General features: G+C 38.6%; 17 protein-coding genes. 3 read left to right on the top strand and 14 right to left on the bottom strand.

What is annotated here, in order from left to right:
* Positions 1–132 precede the first annotated feature (132 nt).
* Positions 133–2,748: a cyanophycin synthetase gene (gene cphA / locus AC04Q1_RS07990; protein WP_478363491.1), complete on the top strand. Its 2,616-nt coding sequence runs from the start codon at positions 133–135 to the stop codon at positions 2,746–2,748.
* A gap of 165 nt (positions 2,749–2,913) precedes the next feature.
* On the opposite strand, the gene AC04Q1_RS07995 is transcribed toward cphA, so the two are convergent.
* From AC04Q1_RS07995 to AC04Q1_RS08055, 13 genes are all read right to left on the bottom strand, one after another.
* Positions 2,914–3,369 carry a PA2169 family four-helix-bundle protein gene (locus tag AC04Q1_RS07995; protein ID WP_478363493.1) on the bottom strand — a complete coding sequence of 152 codons (456 nt, stop codon included), beginning with the start codon at positions 3,367–3,369 and terminating at the stop codon, positions 2,914–2,916.
* Positions 3,370–3,472: 103 nt separating this feature from the next.
* Positions 3,473–4,390, bottom strand: coding sequence for a glycosyltransferase family protein (locus tag AC04Q1_RS08000; RefSeq protein ID WP_478363494.1), 918 nt, complete (start codon positions 4,388–4,390; stop codon positions 3,473–3,475).
* A gap of 176 nt (positions 4,391–4,566) precedes the next feature.
* Positions 4,567–5,328: a class I SAM-dependent methyltransferase gene (locus tag AC04Q1_RS08005; RefSeq protein ID WP_478363496.1), complete on the bottom strand. Its 762-nt coding sequence runs from the start codon at positions 5,326–5,328 to the stop codon at positions 4,567–4,569.
* A gap of 12 nt (positions 5,329–5,340) precedes the next feature.
* Positions 5,341–5,988, bottom strand: coding sequence for a class I SAM-dependent methyltransferase (locus AC04Q1_RS08010; protein ID WP_478363497.1), 648 nt, complete (start codon positions 5,986–5,988; stop codon positions 5,341–5,343).
* Positions 5,985–7,310: a flippase gene (locus tag AC04Q1_RS08015; protein ID WP_478363499.1), complete on the bottom strand. Its 1,326-nt coding sequence runs from the start codon at positions 7,308–7,310 to the stop codon at positions 5,985–5,987. The genes AC04Q1_RS08010 and AC04Q1_RS08015 overlap by 4 nt, the downstream gene beginning before the upstream one ends.
* Positions 7,311–7,400: 90 nt before the next feature.
* A complete protein-coding gene (locus AC04Q1_RS08020) occupies positions 7,401–8,006 on the bottom strand; it encodes a hypothetical protein (RefSeq protein WP_478363501.1) in 606 nt (201 codons plus the stop codon).
* A 39-nt stretch (positions 8,007–8,045) separates the two neighbouring features.
* Positions 8,046–8,564 carry a DinB family protein gene (locus AC04Q1_RS08025; protein ID WP_478363503.1) on the bottom strand — a complete coding sequence of 173 codons (519 nt, stop codon included), beginning with the start codon at positions 8,562–8,564 and terminating at the stop codon, positions 8,046–8,048.
* A 19-nt stretch (positions 8,565–8,583) separates the two neighbouring features.
* Positions 8,584–9,285 (bottom strand): DUF4476 domain-containing protein, encoded by a 702-nt coding sequence (locus AC04Q1_RS08030; protein WP_478363505.1) that lies wholly within the window; start codon positions 9,283–9,285, stop codon positions 8,584–8,586.
* Between the two features lie 76 nt (positions 9,286–9,361).
* Positions 9,362–10,051: a YjjG family noncanonical pyrimidine nucleotidase gene (locus AC04Q1_RS08035; RefSeq protein ID WP_478363507.1), complete on the bottom strand. Its 690-nt coding sequence runs from the start codon at positions 10,049–10,051 to the stop codon at positions 9,362–9,364.
* 40 nt (positions 10,052–10,091) lie between these two features.
* A complete protein-coding gene (locus tag AC04Q1_RS08040; RefSeq protein WP_478363509.1) occupies positions 10,092–10,409 on the bottom strand; it encodes a low molecular weight protein tyrosine phosphatase family protein in 318 nt (105 codons plus the stop codon).
* A 30-nt stretch (positions 10,410–10,439) separates the two neighbouring features.
* Positions 10,440–11,084 (bottom strand): uracil phosphoribosyltransferase, encoded by a 645-nt coding sequence (upp, locus tag AC04Q1_RS08045; RefSeq protein WP_478364085.1) that lies wholly within the window; start codon positions 11,082–11,084, stop codon positions 10,440–10,442.
* Positions 11,085–11,172: 88 nt separating this feature from the next.
* Entirely contained in the window at positions 11,173–12,441 is a 1,269-nt protein-coding gene (locus tag AC04Q1_RS08050; RefSeq protein ID WP_478363511.1) for a DUF7033 domain-containing protein, read from the bottom strand.
* 134 nt (positions 12,442–12,575) lie between these two features.
* Positions 12,576–13,082 (bottom strand): DUF6702 family protein, encoded by a 507-nt coding sequence (locus tag AC04Q1_RS08055; protein ID WP_478363513.1) that lies wholly within the window; start codon positions 13,080–13,082, stop codon positions 12,576–12,578.
* 192 nt (positions 13,083–13,274) lie between these two features.
* On the opposite strand from AC04Q1_RS08055, the gene AC04Q1_RS08060 reads away from it, so the two are divergent.
* Both AC04Q1_RS08060 and AC04Q1_RS08065 read left to right on the top strand, forming a co-directional pair.
* On the top strand, positions 13,275–13,859 hold the full coding sequence (locus AC04Q1_RS08060) for a HupE/UreJ family protein (RefSeq protein ID WP_478363515.1): 585 nt from the start codon (positions 13,275–13,277) through the stop codon (positions 13,857–13,859).
* Positions 13,860–13,869: 10 nt separating this feature from the next.
* Positions 13,870–16,242: a M1 family metallopeptidase gene (locus AC04Q1_RS08065; RefSeq protein ID WP_478364087.1), complete on the top strand. Its 2,373-nt coding sequence runs from the start codon at positions 13,870–13,872 to the stop codon at positions 16,240–16,242.
* Positions 16,243–16,359: 117 nt separating this feature from the next.
* On the opposite strand, the gene AC04Q1_RS08070 is transcribed toward AC04Q1_RS08065, so the two are convergent.
* A complete protein-coding gene (locus AC04Q1_RS08070; RefSeq protein WP_478363516.1) occupies positions 16,360–17,520 on the bottom strand; it encodes an ATP-binding protein in 1,161 nt (386 codons plus the stop codon).
* Positions 17,521–17,604: the final 84 nt, after the last annotated feature.

A 17,604-nucleotide genomic window follows, 5' to 3' on the forward strand; every position in this document is an offset into this window, starting at 1 on the left:
TTGATTTAGCTAAATGGAACGTCTATTTTCAAAATAAATGCATAATTTACAGTCATCAATTTCATTCCTTAAATTGAGGAAAAAGGACTTTTCCAAATCCCTTTTTTATATCAAAAACGAACAAAACATTACATGAAGATATCAAACATACAAGTATTAAGAGGACCAAATATATGGTCGATTAGCCGGAAAAAACTGATCCAGATGCGATTGGATTTAGAGGATATGGAGCAAAAACCGACCAATGTAATAGAAGGATTTAGCGAAAGGATCGAGAAACTGTTGCCGAGCATGTTTACCCACCGCTGTTCTAAAGGTGTTGAAGGCGGCTTTTTTACCAGAGTTAAGGAAGGTACCTGGATGGGTCATGTAATTGAACATATCGCTTTAGAAATCCAAACACTAGCTGGTATGGAAACCGGTTTTGGCAGAACACGCCAAACCAAAACAGAGGGCATTTACAATGTTGTATTTAGTTATCTCGAAGAAAAAGTTGGCGTTTATGCTGCAGAAGCTGCTGTTAAAATAGCCGAAGCGTTAATCAATAACGAAGAATACGATTTAGAACACGACATTCGCAGGATGAAGGAAATTCGTGAACTTGAAGCTTTAGGACCAAGCACAGGCTCTATTGTAGAAGAAGCCGTAAGCAGAAGTATTCCGTGGATCCGGCTGAACAAAAGCTCTTTAGTGCAATTGGGTTATGGAAAAAACCAGGTCCGCTTTAGGGCTACCATGACCGAAAAAACCAGTAGCATCGCTGTAGACATTGCCAGTAATAAGGAAGAAACCAAACGTTTGCTTACCGAAGCAGCAATTCCGGTTGCATCGGGCGTTACCATTTCAAATATCGATGATTTAGAGGCCTCGGTGAAAAAAGTTGGCTTCCCTCTGGTTTTTAAACCGCTTGATGGTAACCACGGTAAAGGCGCAACTATCAATGTAAAAACGATGGAAGATGCTATAGCGGCTTTTGAGTATGCAAAAACCTATTCGAGAAGGGTCATTATCGAAAAATTTATTACCGGGTACGATTTCCGTGTACTGGTAATCGATCATAAAGTAATTGCAGCTGCACAACGTGATCCTGCACATGTAAGAGGAAACGGAATCCATACCATTCAGGAACTGATTGATAAGGAAAACGAAGACCCACGCCGTGGTTATGGTCACGAAAATGTATTAACAGAAATTGCTGTTGACCGTGATACTTTAGATTTACTGGCCAAAAAAGAATATACATTAGAAACCATTCCTGAAAAGGGAGAGGTGGTTTATCTAAAATCAACCGCAAACTTAAGCACGGGTGGCACATCAATCGATGTGACAGATATTGTTCACCCACAGAATATTTTCATCTGCGAAAGGATTTCGAGGGTAATTGGATTAGACATCTGCGGCATTGATATTATGGCGCAGAACCTGACTCAACCACTGACCGAAAATGGTGGTGTTGTTTTAGAGGTGAATGCTGCTCCTGGATTCAGGATGCACCTGGCGCCCAGTGAAGGTTTGCCAAGAAATGTGGCCGCATCGGTTATTGATATGCTTTATCCGCAAGGAAAGTTATCACAGATTCCGATTATCGCCGTAACCGGAACAAATGGAAAAACCACTACAACCCGTCTAATCGCGCACATTATCCGTAGTAATGGTAAACGTGTGGGCTTTACCACCAGCGATGGCGTGTATGTGCACAACACCATGTTGATGAAAGGTGATACCACAGGGCCTGTAAGTGCCGAATTTATCTTAAAAGACCCTACTGTGGAATTTGCTGTTTTGGAAACTGCCCGTGGTGGAATTTTAAGGGCAGGCTTAGGCTTTAATGCCTGTGACATCGGTGTGGTAACCAATATTCAGGAAGATCACCTGGGTATTTCAGACATCCATAATCTTGATGATTTAACCCGTGTAAAGGCCGTTGTAATTGGTGCAGTTCGCCGTAAGGGATGGGCCGTATTAAATGCAGACAATGGTTATTGCGTTCGCATTGGTAAAGATGCCCGTTGTAACGTTGCTTATTTTAGCATGGATGAAAACAACCCTGTAATTAAGGAACATTGCAGAAAAGGTGGTATCGCTGCGATTTACGAAAACGGCTATATCACCATCAAAACAGGCGATTGGAAATTAAGGGTAGATAAAGCCACCCATATTCCTTTAACTTTTGGCGGATCGGTAAACTTTATGATCCAGAATGTATTGGCGGCAACACTGGCTACCTATTTATGGGGCTATAAACCAGAAGATATCCGTTTATCATTAGAAACCTTTATCCCTTCGGCAGCACATACCCCGGGAAGGATGAATGTTTTCAGGTTTAAAGATTTTAAAGTTTTAGTAGACTTTGCGCATAACCCCGATGGATTTAACGGGGTGAAAGGTTTCTTACAAGGCGTAGAAGCCACTAAGCAAGTAGGTATTATTTCAGCAACAGGCGATAGAAGAGACGAAGATATCATCGAAACTGCCCGTATTTCGGCACAGATGTTTGATAAAATCTTTATTTGTCAGGAGAAATACCTGCGCGGAAGACAACAACAGGATTTGGTTGATTTACTGGTTAAAGGGATTAGGGAAGTAGATCCTGATAAAGAGATCATTATCAACAATAAAAGTACGGAGTGTTTACAGATTGCGATCGAAACTGCCGAAAAAGGTTCTTACTTAACCATTTTAAGCAACACGATTGATAATACGATTCAGCGTGTTACCGAACATTTAGACCGGGAACTGGAAGCTTAAGGATTAAAAAACAGTCGTTACCCTGGTCCGATAGCTATCGGATCAATTTCAGGGTATAATAGATTGCTGGTCCGGAGTGTCAGGCCAGCATAATGGAAATTAATAAAAAAACCTCCTTCGAGTTATTAATCGAAGGAGGTTTTTCCGTTTTTATATATCGCTCACTTATGCCTGAGCATCACGTAATCTTTTAATCTCATCATGCGATTTTCTTAACGATGCTTTTTGATCAGAAATCAGCTCTCTGATATTTGAAGGAAGCTCTTCTTCTTCCAAAGCCATTTTATATCCGTTTTGGGCAGCATCTTCTCCAAATTCACAATTGTTTAAAACCGTTTTACGGTCGTGACCGGTAAATATAGCCTTAACGTCCATCCAGGCCCTGTAAATTTTACCAGAGTTGGTGGTTCCGGTTTCAATATCTTCACCTAATGCGGCTACTTCTGTAGCTAAAGCCATTTTATATTTTTGGCTTTCGGCAATCATATTTAAAAATAGCGTTTTCAGATCAGCATCGCCATCTTTTAATTCCTGACGGGCTTTTTCATAACCTTCAATACGGTCGTTATTGATTTGAACCAGGTCATTTAATACTTCTGCAGTTGCTGTTGTCGTTTTCATGTTGTTATTTTTTATAGTTTCGATGTATAAAAGCAACACGGGCAATTAAAAAAAGGTTTGTCATTTTTTGAATTGCTTACAACAAATAGCTATATGAGGCAAATTATTTCTTCGAAAAGTATTGCGCAAGTTTTTCTTTTACGAATCGCCTAACACGGGTTACCATATTACCTTTCCGCTTGATTAGAAAGCTTTTAATGGCTTTATAGGCGATAGGATCTTCGGCAATTACTGTTGGAAATTCGACGATTGGCTTTGGGTTGATAATGACGTTATAGATATCGTTTATCCCAGAATGCACGCCCGTTCCATCGTGGCCGATATTATTAACGAGGGATTGTGAGGGGTTGAGTGTTAAACCGCCCTTTAGAAAGATAGAGGCATACCATCTGATGGCCCAGCTGTTGTTCTTCCCTTTTTTAAATTCCTGCATCTGTTTCCAGAAATTCATTTTATTATCGATAGAAAAAGCTGCACGTTTCTTTTTATCGAACTGTTTTAAAAGGATATCAATATCAGGTTCGAAGTTTTTCCACGCTCTTCCCCAGGTAGCCCATCCCCAGCTTGTGGCGGCCCTATAAAAAAACGAGGGCGGAAGTTTTTCATTCTTTAGGGGATACATATAGGCGCCAATATGCATTACCTTCTCCTCTTCACGATAACGGCCTAAGGCGTCGTTAAAATAGGCCAAAGTATGGGGTGAGGTAATCAGATCATCTTCAAAAACAATTACCTGATCGTATTCCTCAATTAACTGGCTTACACCTGCGATTACTGAATTGGCTAATCCGGCGTTATCTTTTCTTTCGATTACCTTAACCGATTTAAAACCATCTGTTTTATTGATGATTTTTCTAACCGCAGCAACATTTTTCTCCTCCTGAACCGTTTTTGCCCCATCAGAAAAGATATATAAATGGCTTTTTTCAGCCAGCTCATTTTGTTGCAGAAATTTGATCGTCCGCTCGGTATGCTGCGGACGGTTATATACGAAAAGTGCTATTGGAGCAAGGTTTTGCATTTTTTGTTTATAAGTTAACCATATCAATAAATTGGCCAATTGTTGTCGCTCATCGTCATTTCGACTGGAGCACCGCGGAATGGAGAAATCTACAAATTAAGAATCAAGTGCTAAGATTTATCAGCTTCGTTTCAATTGCTCGAAATGAAGATCTTCCAACGCATATGTTAAATTACCTAAAATATATGTAAGTTATGGTCAGATTTTTTCGTTAAAACGGTATATGCATTGGCAAACTGTTCTTGTTTTTTCTTTCCAAAAAGATTACCTAAAGTCTTTTTGATGCGGTATTCGAGCTCGATTTTTAAATTCTTAGCAAACGTTTTTGGTGCTTTTCTATTCACAAACTCATTAAACTTTACCGTTTCAGGGGCCGTCATCGAAACTTTATCTTCCAGAATTTCCAAACCTTCGCTTTGCAGTAAAAACCTTAAAGATGTTGGCGTATACATGTTAATGTGACCGTAATCCAAAAAATGTTTCATTCTTTGATCTACACCAAAACGGTAATCTTTTGGCACTTCTACTACAATGTATTTTGCTACTCTTTTTAGTTCCCGGATTAAAATTCTTTCGTGCTCTACATGCTCTAAAACATGTGCCAGGATAATCAGGTCGAAAGTATCGTCTTCATAGGGGATTTTGTAGCCATCAAAGGTCTGCGCATCCTTTAATCTGCCAAGCTTACGGTCTTTTATAATGTCGACACCGCTTTGTGCAATTTCCAAAGCATACAGTTCGGGTGCGAAATGCCATTCGTTTAAAAAGTGTAAAATACTGCCATCCCCAGCACCAACTTCAAGTACTTTTTTAGGCTTTAATCCTTTGCAAACATCAACAATGTTCTGAGCCTTATATTTGGCGCCGAGCATACGCCACGCTACATCACTATTGGTATAAAAATTATCGTAGGCCGTTTTTACTTCTTCGCTTAACATGATCCTGATTGATTAAATGCCTAAACAATTATCCTGCTTGTAGAAAACCGAGGTTGCTTTTTCGTAGAAAAGACCAGGCGAAATGCCACTGAAGCTAATTTCTTTGAAACCTTGTGCTTTTAACAGCACGCGGGCAGCACTATAAACTTCACGCTCGCTGTCATCTAAAACCAATACTCCATTTTCTGATAAAGCATCAACGCTGTACTTGCAACAATTTACACGGTCGCGGCCATCAACGATAATAATATCGAACTTTTTACCCAGTAAGGCTGCCTTTTTAGCATACTCACCATCTTTTTCCAAATGGCAGAATATCATTTCGGCATTGCCAGGGCTTGTATTTTTCACCTTGTCGAACCAGCCTTTATCGTGTTCTACCGAAGTTACAGAACCTGCTCTTTCCGCATAAAAAATAGTAGAACTCCCGGAACCATATTCGAAAATGTGCTGTGTTTTATTGATCCTATCCTTGATAAAATCGATAAACGAATAGGTTACCCAAGGCAATGCTTTTCCTTTGCCATCTACGGCCTGTTTCTTATCAAAAGCGGTGAACCAGCCAATGCTGTTCAGGTAGCCTTTATGTCCGTAAGATAATAATGCCTTAAGCCTGCCTGGCTTAGCAATTAATGTGGTTAATGCTTTAAGAGTACTCAACGTTTAAATATTTTTTGAAATGCTGTGACCAAAAATAATGATTTTAACATCATTATACCTTGTTGACGAAGTTTAGGAATAAATAGTATAAAAAAGGCTGAAATAAAGTATGCGATTACCGTAGATACAGCTGTACCCATCATACCCATTTTTGGAATAAGGATAATGTTTAAAATGATATTTACAACTGCTCCTATCCCTGTTCGGATAAAGGTTAAGCGACCAAAATTTTCTGCAATTAAATACTGTCCACTTGCAACACCAAGAAATATGAAAGCAGAACCCCAAACATGCACAGACAAAACAGGTGCGGCATCCGCAAATTCTGGTTTAAAATAACTATAAATGAACGGTGAAGCAAAAGTTATAAAAATGGCAAAACTTAAGCTTAACCAAACCATTAAATCATATAAATTCTGAAGTCTCTTCTGGTAACGTTCCTTATCATCTCTCCTCGCATTCAGAATTGCAGGAAAGAGTGATGAAACGATGGCAACAGGCACGAAATTTAAAGCCTCACTAAAATTTACCACTGTTGCATAAGCACCAGCTTCAGCAGTCCCCTTTTCCCCTAAAATCTGTTTTAGCATTATCTGGTCAATTTTCATATAAACTGAAACCATTATGCCCGAAATGATAAGCGGCCATGAAAGGGAAAAGAGTTTTTTAGCCAATGTTTTTTCAAAACTCCAATTGAAGATACTTCTATTTTTTCTGCTATAGGTAATGATATATCCTACAGAAAGCAAAATGGTATCAAAAAGAAAAGCAAAAAAGAAGTAGCTGATTGGCGAATGTGTGTAGATTAAAATAATTTTTATTCCAGCAGAAATTAGATTCCCAATAATCTGCACCTGCATGATGTATTTGGATTTTACCTCCGATTGGAAATAAGAATCGATAACAGTAAAAGACTGAAATACACCAACAAACGAAAGCAATAATATGAACTGATATTGAATGTCCTCAAGTGGATAAATTAGCCATGCAAGTGAAATTAAAGGAATACACATAAAACCTGCAAATGCTTTCAACCCAAATGCTGTACCTAAAATCTGATCTCTTTTCTGAGGGAACTGGTGAAGTTCTTTTACAATAAACTGATCTAAGCCAAGGCCAGCCAATGCGGCGAATAAAAAAACATAAGCAATTGATGTAGTGAGAATACCATTACCATACGACAGCAAATAGTTTGCAACTGCAATATTGGTTAGCATTTTTATTCCTAAACTGCCAACTTTCCCCATCAAAAGCATTCCTGTATTTTTAAAATACTTGATTAGTGCTTCCTGGTCAAAACCTTTTATGGCGGGTAATTTCATTAACGCAAAGATGTAAAAAAATGTGCGTTAAGTAAGGTGATGTAAATTCAAAATATTTTAATGCTCCGGATACATTGTTTATCAAAGTGATTATTTTCCTTCACTCTTGGTTTCCAATACTTTTTCTGTTGTTTTAGCTTCGGGCGTTGACACTGGAACAGTATTAACCGGAACAGGTTTACTATTTAAAGGCGCGCCAACGGCAAGGTCGCATCTGTGGTTCGGCTGACCATGAGGTGGATTTAAACCTTTTGCGGTTTTTACGCCTACCGTTTGTGTTACAGCAGGCTGGGTGGTTACAACCTGAGTAGGTTTGCTATCCAAAGGCGCACCAATGGCAATATCACATCTATGACTAGGTTCCCCATGCTTAGGATTCAATTTTTTGCCTGAAGCATTTACAACAGGAGCTACAGGAGCAGGTACCGCTTGCTGAGTAACTTTCTGCTGTTGAACTGCGGCTGCTTGATTTAACGGTGCGCCAACGGCCAAAGCACAGGTATGTCCTGCTTCGCCATGTGGCGGATTAAAAATCAGATTACTTTTAGCTGGTTGTGCTACTGGCTGAACAGCATTGCTTTTTTGCAGTCCCTGTATGCCGGTAGGTGTTGGAATAACCGCTTGAGCAGTTTCTTTCTTTTCGCTGTTACAAGCGCAAAGAACAGTGATGGCTAACAAGTAAAAAGCGTATTTCATGGGACTGAGATTAATTTACCCAAATATGGCTAAATTAATTTAGGCCTGAAAGCTCTTTTCTATTCTTTCTAACTGTTTTAAATGATGTTTCAAATGGATTTCAATAAATCTTAGCCACTGTTTAGCGTTTAAATAACCCAGCCTTGGATGTTTTGTCTTGCAATCGGCGCTTGCAGTTGCTATTGATGGGTAGTGATCATCCAGGGCCTTTTCAAACTCTAAAACAAAATCGAGCGCCTCTGTTTTACTGATTTTTTTAACCCGCTCAGCCAATCGTTTTGGCACTTTGTACTTTTTTGCCGGAGGTAAAGTGCCTAAAAGCAAAATCAGTTTTACAATAAAATGTGTGGGTTTGTTTTCGCCTTTGCCATTTGCGGCATGCTCCAGCGCAATTAATGAAAGCAGGCTTGAATCGAAAATGTGCGAATATACTTCGCTATAGCTCCAGCCCGCAATAGGCGGAATGCTTTGAAAAATATCTGCGGGATAATTAGATAGTTTCGATTTATAGGCATCGACAATTTTATGTATCGATGCCTTAATTTTTGCAGCTGTCATTGAATAAAGATAAGCCGAATTACTGCTTCTCCAAATATTTTAAAAAGTCTTCCTTATTTGACGGGAAAATGAAAATATCAGATAGTGCAAAGTAGTTTTGAGGATCCGCAACATTTTTATAAAGATTCTGGGCCACTCTCAAGCGTTCATCATCAAAGCTAAAAGATTTTAACAGCACCCTTACCTGCGCACTTAAAAGAGATGAATTTTTGCTAACTACATTGATCATTCTCGATCTGCTATCATCAAAACTTTCCTTTCTGTATTGTGTTAAAAATGCCTCAAATGCTTCATCGGATAGTAATGGGTTTAATTCTGGCTTTGGTGGCCGTGGCAGAACAATCCCTGTATTATAATCTCCGGTATAACCATCGAAATCGTTTAGGGCGTATTGCCTGTTGCGATAGATCGTTAACTGCTTTAAAGTAATTAACCGTTTATCATCAAAACTTAACACCAGCCGTTGTTGTGGGATCACCCTTATCCGTTGTTTCAAAACTACAGTATTGCCCTGAATAATAGATAGTATTGGGGTATTATGGTATACATCGTAAAAACGGAACCTGCCATTGGCAGACGCAACAAGTTCGTCGTCGAGATACACGTTATATTTACCTGGATTAACAATTTGCAGAAATACTTCGGCTGCACTGCGGTTATTTTGGGCGAAAGTTAGGGCAGCAAAAAGCATTGCCAATCCTAAAAAGATGGTTTTTTTCATTTTAATTAAGGTTTCATTTGTGTGTGTTTTAAACTCATGCCAAACGAATGCCAAAACCAAACAAAAAGGAGTAAGGTTAAAAAAGTTTTAACAATTCTTCCAGATGGATGATTTCCCGTTTAACATCATCAGGTTTTTCTTTCTGCAGGGGATTGAAGAATATAGCCTCCATGCCAAAATTTAAGGCTCCATAAATATCAGCTTCAAGACTATCCCCAATCATGATGCTTTCGGCTTTTAAAGCTTTTGCCTTATCCAATGCATATTCAAAAATAATGGGATTGGGTTTGTTTACGCCAACATCCTCTGAGATAATCACATTTTCGAAATAGGGATTAAGATTAGAGAGACTCATTTTGGTTAAGGTAGTTTCCTTAAATCCATTAGAAATAATATGCAGCGTATATTTTTGTTGCAGGTAAGCCAGAACGTTTTCTGCCCCTTCGAATAAATTTGTTTTGGTAGGCGAAATGCTTACATAATCATCTTCAAACTGATGCGGAACAGCATCTGGATGGATACCCAATTGAATAAAAGTTTTACTGAAGCGCTCCGATCTTAAAAAATCCTTAGTGATTTTACCCAAGTGATAATCAGCCCATAACTGGTGGTTATTTTCAGTATAAGTAGCGATAAAATCGGTACAAGATTTAAGACCAAGTGTATCTAATTTATAGGTTTGATAAAGCTCATTTAATGTTTCTTCGGCATTGCGGTCAAAATCCCAGATGGTATGGTCGAGGTCGAAGAAAATATGCTTTTTCATGAATAATAATTTTTACAAAGTTAGCCTAATGATTTTTGATTTATAAATAATCATCCACTTTTGCCCTTATTTCTTCAATAAGTTCTTCATCCATATACTGATAATCGTCTGGGATATCCAGCATGATGATTTCCTTTTCACAGATCTCTTCAGGAAAACGTTCGGTAATTCTTTGCTTGTGCTTCTTCTCCATCACAAAGATCAGATCAGCCCAAAGAATCAGCTTGGCACTGATTTTAATCCTGGCCGATGGTTCAGTTCCCGCTGACCTTACCTGATGATCGGAGTGGTTTTTATAAATGGTTTCGGCAGTAGCACTGCGCCATTTGTTTCTACTGCATACAAAGAGGATATTCACTAACTCTGGACTTAAGACTGTTTACTAAAACTAAACCTTTTCTCCATAGGCCAGATCCCCGGCATCGCCAAGTCCGGGAACAATGTAAGATTTACTGGTCATTTCCTCATCAATAGCGCCAAGCCAAAGTTTAGCTTTAGGCAGATTGGCACGGACATGGGCAACACCTTCGGTACTGGCTATTGCCGCAACAATATGAAGTTCGGCAATTTTGTAACGGTTAATCAATTCTTTACAGCACATCACCATGCTTTGCCCGGTAGCCAGCATGGGGTCGGCCATAATTAATACCTTTCCTACTAAATCCGGAGTAGAAATGTAATCCATTTGAATGACGAAATCACCGCTCTTTTTTACCTTCCTATAGGCTGAAATAAAACAGCATTCTGCTTTATCAAAAATATTAAGCAGGCCCTGTTGTAGCGGTAAACCAGCTCTGAGTATCGTTGCTAAAACCGGTTGCTGTGTTAGCACTTCGCAAGATGATATCCCCAGGGGAGTTACAATCTCTTTGGTGGTATATTGAAGTGATTTACTGATCTCGTAGGCAAAAAACTCACCAAGCCTTTCCAGATTTTTGCGGAAGCGCATCGAATCTTTCTGGATATTTTCATCCCGAAGTTCGGCTATAAAGGTATTGGCAATAGATTTTGTTTTGCTCAGATCAAAAATCATAATCATGTTTTTCTGCATCCTATGGATTATGCAAGATGGTTTTACCTTCTAAATTTAGCAATTTTAAGCCAAATAAAGTTAAACTAAATCAATTACCCACGTAATTAAACATTTCTCCGAATAAAGATTTTAACTTCTTGTATTTAGGGTAATCTGATAAACTTTTCAAATTCCAGCTGCTGTAAAAGGTACCGTTTACCACTTTCACTGCATTGACATATTGACGTAGTATTTTTGTAGCTGCTTCACGTGGTAAAAATTGAAGAACATGATCCGTTAAACAATAAGAATTAACCACCAATGCCGTTACTTTCTCGAGCTGCAGATCATACCAGTTAAACGGCGTACAGGTTCCCGCCCTAAATCCAGGTACATCATCATAGCCCATGGAATAATCGGAAGTGATACCTGAATTCAGGATATTTAAATAACATATCGGGAATTTTAATTTTTCTAACTGCTGACTGGTTAGCGGAATGGTATTGGGATGGAACTTTTTGAGCTTAGTCAATCCATCTTTAATTCCGCTCACTTTATCCTTGTTGCTGGCACAAGGTGTTAATAAACCTACCGATTGATCATTTAATGTTTTAGCAACTCCGTTAATCTTGATATAATCCATTGGAACATCGGGAAAATCGATAAAGTATAATGGACTCCTCTTTTTTGATGCAAACATTTGGTTAGCCTGAACCAGAACCTGTTCATTATTGATCCCTATCCCGGTTAACCTGTCAAATTTCGAACTCAGATAATTATTTTCTTTCTTAAAAACAGCACTGAATATAAATTTGGTTCTGCTGAAGAAACCTTCAGGTAAGTTGGGCACAATATTAAAGTGAATAGTTGGCTGGTGCTGAAATTTTTTTTCGTGAAACTTAAAATCCGGATGTTTCTTCCTGATTACACTTTTGATAATCAATGCCCATTCATCAACAACCGGTTTATCTAAAACCCGCCATTTGTGATGGTAACTTTTTGAAGGCTTAAATTCTTCTTCTGTTTTTTGTTTATGGAGATACTCCTCATATCGGCTGATCATAAAGAAGGATGCGGCAAACACATCGAATGGTAAAGCAGAATTCTCAACGGGAAAGGGAACCTGATATTCTCCAAATGAAACAGTTTTAAGCTTAATTTCTTCCAGTCTATTAGAAAAAAGCAAAGCCGTACTTTTAAAAAAAAGTTCATCGCCTAATGGTTCGTCACCATAACTGATTCTGATGTTTTCGCTTTGTAGAAAATACTGACTATTGCCCGTAAACTCTACTTCCGCTTTAAGGATATCTTTAAAAATAAAATTGAAGATATATTTAATCCGAGGTGTTAATATATTGGAGAAGATGATTAGATGCATAACTTATTTTAACAACGCGGTATTTAAAAAAAGATTACAAGAAATATTTCTCAGCCAATATTAACTCACTAATACCGCCTAATAAAGTTAACGGTAATTTAACATTGAACCATTATCTAATACAAAAATTACAATTAAAAGTTTGCTGTGAATTGCTTTTCAGGATAAAGGATCTTGGTACTTTTCCGGTTAGCCCCCTTCACGATGTGCACTATACTCATCTGATCATCAAACATATCGTATAAAATAGTGTCATTAACCTCAACTGATTTCATCGCTGCAACTTTTTCAACTTCAAGATAGATATTGGTAGCCTCGTGGTCAATCTCAAACCCAACGTAACTCATCGTAACGGCCTTTCCGTTGGCTTTTAATTGTAAATGGGAAAGCAGGTATTTTTTAACCAGTTCATCCATCGCAGTCTTCATATTTGGATTACTCAGGTCGGTTTTTTGTTTGTATACCTTTGCCAAAATAGCTTCAAAGTCATCCGAAAAAATCTTACAGCTTATTTCCAGTGTTTTATCCTTTTCATTAAAGCTCACTTCAGTTGTGCTAACATGCAAAGGGTGTTTTACGCCGGCTTCAACCGAAAAAAAAGCACAACACAATAGCAAAAGGGTATATTTTAATTTACGCATCAATATTCAAGTGTATGATTAACAAAGTTACTATTTAAAGCCTGAAGCAAACAATGTCAGCAAATAACCAAAAAATCAGTAACAAATTTAGTATTTATGGCTTTGTTTAAGGAATATTTGGGCTTTTTACAATTAAAAATATAATTTTAAGCTTTGTAAACTATTTAACGTCCCATAGTTAGCTTATTATTCATGCCGTTACAGGATTTTATCTTTTACTTCAAACTGGGTTGGGAGCATATTATAAGTGCGGATGCTTTAGATCATCAACTTTTTGTTTTAGCATTGGTGGCCATTTACAGTTACCACCACCTGAAACAAGTGTTGATCCTCGTTACTGCTTTTACCATTGGGCATTCGTTAACTTTATTTTTAAGCGTTTTAGATATTATCAGATTCGATAGCAAATGGGTAGAATTTTTAATCCCCTGTACCATTGTAATTACTGCGATAAGTAATTTATTCAGGAAGAATTTTTCCTTAAAATCGGTCAAGATCAATTATTTTTTGGCACTGGGCTTTGGATTGATCCACGGAATGGGTTTTGCCAATTCCATTAGGATAATGCTGGCAAAAGACCAGAATATTGGCTGGGGATTATTCGGCTTTAATGTAGGCCTGGAGGCGGGGCAGATTTTTATGGTAATTATTATCTTGCTGATTACCTTTTTTGTGTTCAACTATACCCGTATAAAACGCATCAGCTGGGTTTTATTTGTATCGGCAGCCGTATTTAGCCTGGCTTTAAAAATGGCTTTAGAAAGAATTCCTTTTTAACAAACATATGATGAATAAACTGTATACCCTAACTGGTCTATTGCTCTTCTCGGGCAGTTTGACCATGGCCCAAAACATTTTGAACAATCCTGGCAGCAATCATGGAAATAAGTTCGAACAGCTGGGCACCATTTTACCTACACCCAATGAGCAGCGTACGGCCAGTGGGGCACCAGGTGTTAAATACTGGCAGCAACGGGCCGATTATAACATCAAATGTGAACTGGATGAAAAAAACCTGTTGTTAACTGGATCTGAAACGGTAACCTATACCAACAATTCACCAGATCCATTAACTTATATCTGGTTACAGCTTGATGAAAACGAACACAGTACTGATAAAAGTGCAAACTATCAGGATGCAACCAAAATGCCTGCTTTCGGTACAACCAAAAACTTAGATCAGCTAAGTGCTACAGGAAACAATGGCTATGGAATTAATATAACCAAACTCACTGATGCAACAGGTAAAAACCTAAAATACACGGTTAACAAAACCATGATGCGGGTTGATTTACCAGTTGCCTTAAGAACTGGCCAGAAATTGATCTTCAACATTGATTGGAACTATAAAATCACCGACAGAATGAGTGTTGGTGGCCGCGGTGGTTACGAATTTTTCCCAACAGATGGAAACTATCTGTTCACCATGACGCAATGGTACCCACGCTTATGTGTGTATAGCGATTTTCAGGGATGGCAGAACCATCAATTTACTGGCAGAGGGGAGTTTGCTTTAACTTTTGGAGATTTTAAAGTGCAGATGACCGTTCCTGCAGATCACCTGGTGGGCTCAACCGGAGAATGTATCAACTACAGCGCTGTTTTAAACCCAACACAATTAGCCAGATACAATTCGGCAAAAACCGCAGCTGCACCCGTAGAAATCCAAACCTTAGCAGAAGCCAAAACTGCCGAAACCAAAAAATCGACAGCTAAAAAAACCTGGGTTTTCAATGCCAATAATGTGCGCGATTTCGCCTGGACTTCTTCACGTAAGTTTATCTGGGATGCCATGCCTCAAAAAATCCAGGCCAACAACAACACGGTAATGTGTATGAGTTTTTATGGAAAAGAAGCTTACAGTCTGTACAGTAAGTTTTCTACCCGTGCTGTTGCACATACCATTAAAACCTATTCAGATTTTACCATTCCTTATCCATATCCGGTTGCACAGAGCATCGAAGCCGCTAATGGAATGGAATATCCGATGATCTGTTTCAACTATGGCCGTACCGATGCGGATGGAACATATAGCGAAAGCACTAAAAACGGCATGTTAGGTGTGGTTATCCACGAGGTAGGCCACAACTTTTTCCCAATGATCGTGAACAGCGATGAGCGCCAGTGGACCTGGATGGATGAAGGTTTAAACTCCTTTGTTGAATATTTAACCGAAGAACTTTGGGACAATAAATTTCCAAGCAAAAAAGGTCCGGCTTATACCATTGTTGACTACATGAAACTGCCTAAAGATGAGTTGGAACCGATTATGACCAACTCTGAGAACATTGCCCGCTTCGGTCCGAATGCCTATTCAAAACCTGCTACAGGCTTAAATATCCTTCGCGAAACCATTATGGGAAGAGAACTTTTTGATTATGCCTTTAAAGAATACTCGAGGAGATGGGCTTTTAAACATCCTGAACCAGCTGATCTTTTCCGCACCATGGAAGATGCCAGCGGCGAGGATTTAGATTGGTTTTGGAGAGGTTGGTTTTACGGAACTGATCCCTGCGACATCTCATTGGACAGCGTAAAATTCGCGAAAGCAGATTTCCCGAAAGAAGTTCCTGCAGCAAGATCCAGAATGGTGAAAATAGATAAACCTGCGGTTAATGCTTTTGAGGATATTTCAAAAATCAGAAACCGTGAGGATAAGAAAATCAATTTCTATACAGATAAGAATACTGCTGCTCAGGATTTTTATTACAAATATGATAGAGGACTGGTTACCATTGACACCACAATTGCGACAAAAATGGATATGACCCCGCCTGTTGAAGTTGTTCCAGACGGCGATCAGGGCAAATACGATAATAAATTTTTATATGAGTTAAGCTTTAGCAATAAAGGCGGCTTGGTAATGCCTGTAATAGTTGAGTTTACCTATAAAGACGGCACGAAAGAAATTGACCGCATTCCGGCGCAGATCTGGAGACACAATGAACTGAAAACTTCTAAGTTTTATGTAAAAGATAAAGAAGTGGCTTCAATTTTAATCGATCCACTGCGCGAAACCGCTGATATTGATACATCAAACAATGCCTGGGGCGGTAAAGCCAAAGAAAGCAAGTTTAAAGTATATAAAGCAAAAACTGGTGGAGCGGTTAGAGGCCAATCAATTGGTAAAAACCCAATGCAGGCCGCTACGGGTAAATAATAATTTCAGTGTTCTGTCATCCTGAGCTAGCTTGCACTGCGCATCGTCGAAGTGAAGGATTTATGATGATTTAATTGTTGACAAAATCCCTGTTGAAGAAATTCAACGGGGATTTTTTTATTGGATTTTAGGTAGAATATTCAATAAGAAGTTTCTAATATTGGTTACTGTGATCTCATTTGATGATAAGTAAGTTTCACTGTTCGGCGTAATGATATACCTATATTTTGGTTCAAGATCTTTTATGCAGCTGATAAATCCTTTAGATACCGAAGGTGCATTTGACAATTTAATTTCAATACATGCAACTGGAGTAACTCCCTGCACAAGAATTAAATCACATTCTGCCCCGGTTTGGGTCCGATAAAAGAAAAGTTCAGTCTGCTTTTCCTTTACTTGATAAATTTGTTCTATCACATAACCTTCCCAGGATGCTCCTACGCCCGGGTGACCGAACAGATCAGTATAACCTGGTATATTCAGTAAACGGTGCAAAATGCCAGTATCCCTTATATAAGTCTTAGGAGACTTAATTAATCGCTTTTTTGCATTCACAAACCATGGATGTAAACGTCTGATTAAAAACCCACCTTCTAAAAAGTCCAAGTATCTATTAACGGTAGGTGCACTTACTCCTAATGACCTTGCAAAGGATTCTCCGTTAAATAAATTTCCATTTAAATGGGCAAGCATGCTCCAGAAATTCCTGAGCAAAGTAGGGGCTAAATCTACACCAAACATCTTTGCTAAGTCTCTTTCCACATAACTTACAATAAAATCATCAATCCATTCTTTGCTAAGTAAGTCATTTTCTGACAATAAAGATTCCGGAAATCCACCACGAAACCAATGCTCTTCCAAACCTATTGTATCTGGGAGTTCCGTCAGTCCGATAGTGCATAATTCGTTATAAGAAATTCTACCCGCCAATGTTTCAGAAACGCCTTTAACCAATTCAGGCGATGCTGATCCAAGCAATATGAATCTTCCTGGTGTTCTCTTCGCATCGATTAATGGACGTAGTAGAGAAAATAGTGTCGGCAACAACTGAACCTCATCAATAATTACAGTATGATCTTGTAAACTCTCTAAAAAAGTATAAGCATCTTGTAGTTTAGCAACATCCCTCGGATTTTCCATATCAAGATATATATAGTCATTGCTTAATTCTTTTGCCAATGTCGTTTTTCCAACCTGCCGCGGTCCGAGAATAGCGACAGCCGGTGATTTTTTAAGCCTATTTCTTAATTGAGATGCAAGATTTCTGATAATCAACATATACAAATGTATACATTAACCTAGTAAATCGAAAGTTAAACTTTCGATTTACTAGGTTAATGTGCTGTAATGTGCTTTAAATGC

It is taken from the genome of Pedobacter humicola (genome assembly GCF_056490705.1).

Excerpts from the sequence above, each read along its gene's own strand:
- cphA (WP_478363491.1), top strand. The coding sequence starts at position 133 with ATGAAGATATCAAACATACAAGTATTAAGAGGACCAAATATATGGTCG.
- AC04Q1_RS07995 (WP_478363493.1), bottom strand. The coding sequence starts at position 3,369 with ATGAAAACGACAACAGCAACTGCAGAAGTATTAAATGACCTGGTTCAA.
- AC04Q1_RS08000 (WP_478363494.1), bottom strand. The coding sequence starts at position 4,390 with ATGCAAAACCTTGCTCCAATAGCACTTTTCGTATATAACCGTCCGCAG.
- AC04Q1_RS08005 (WP_478363496.1), bottom strand. The coding sequence starts at position 5,328 with ATGTTAAGCGAAGAAGTAAAAACGGCCTACGATAATTTTTATACCAAT.
- AC04Q1_RS08015 (WP_478363499.1), bottom strand. The coding sequence starts at position 7,310 with ATGAAATTACCCGCCATAAAAGGTTTTGACCAGGAAGCACTAATCAAG.
- AC04Q1_RS08020 (WP_478363501.1), bottom strand. The coding sequence starts at position 8,006 with ATGAAATACGCTTTTTACTTGTTAGCCATCACTGTTCTTTGCGCTTGT.
- AC04Q1_RS08025 (WP_478363503.1), bottom strand. The coding sequence starts at position 8,564 with ATGACAGCTGCAAAAATTAAGGCATCGATACATAAAATTGTCGATGCC.
- AC04Q1_RS08030 (WP_478363505.1), bottom strand. The coding sequence starts at position 9,285 with ATGAAAAAAACCATCTTTTTAGGATTGGCAATGCTTTTTGCTGCCCTA.
- AC04Q1_RS08035 (WP_478363507.1), bottom strand. The coding sequence starts at position 10,051 with ATGAAAAAGCATATTTTCTTCGACCTCGACCATACCATCTGGGATTTT.
- upp (WP_478364085.1), bottom strand. The coding sequence starts at position 11,084 with ATGATTTTTGATCTGAGCAAAACAAAATCTATTGCCAATACCTTTATA.
- AC04Q1_RS08050 (WP_478363511.1), bottom strand. The coding sequence starts at position 12,441 with ATGCATCTAATCATCTTCTCCAATATATTAACACCTCGGATTAAATAT.
- AC04Q1_RS08055 (WP_478363513.1), bottom strand. The coding sequence starts at position 13,082 with ATGCGTAAATTAAAATATACCCTTTTGCTATTGTGTTGTGCTTTTTTT.
- AC04Q1_RS08060 (WP_478363515.1), top strand. The coding sequence starts at position 13,275 with ATGCCGTTACAGGATTTTATCTTTTACTTCAAACTGGGTTGGGAGCAT.
- AC04Q1_RS08065 (WP_478364087.1), top strand. The coding sequence starts at position 13,870 with ATGAATAAACTGTATACCCTAACTGGTCTATTGCTCTTCTCGGGCAGT.
- AC04Q1_RS08070 (WP_478363516.1), bottom strand. The coding sequence starts at position 17,520 with ATGTTGATTATCAGAAATCTTGCATCTCAATTAAGAAATAGGCTTAAA.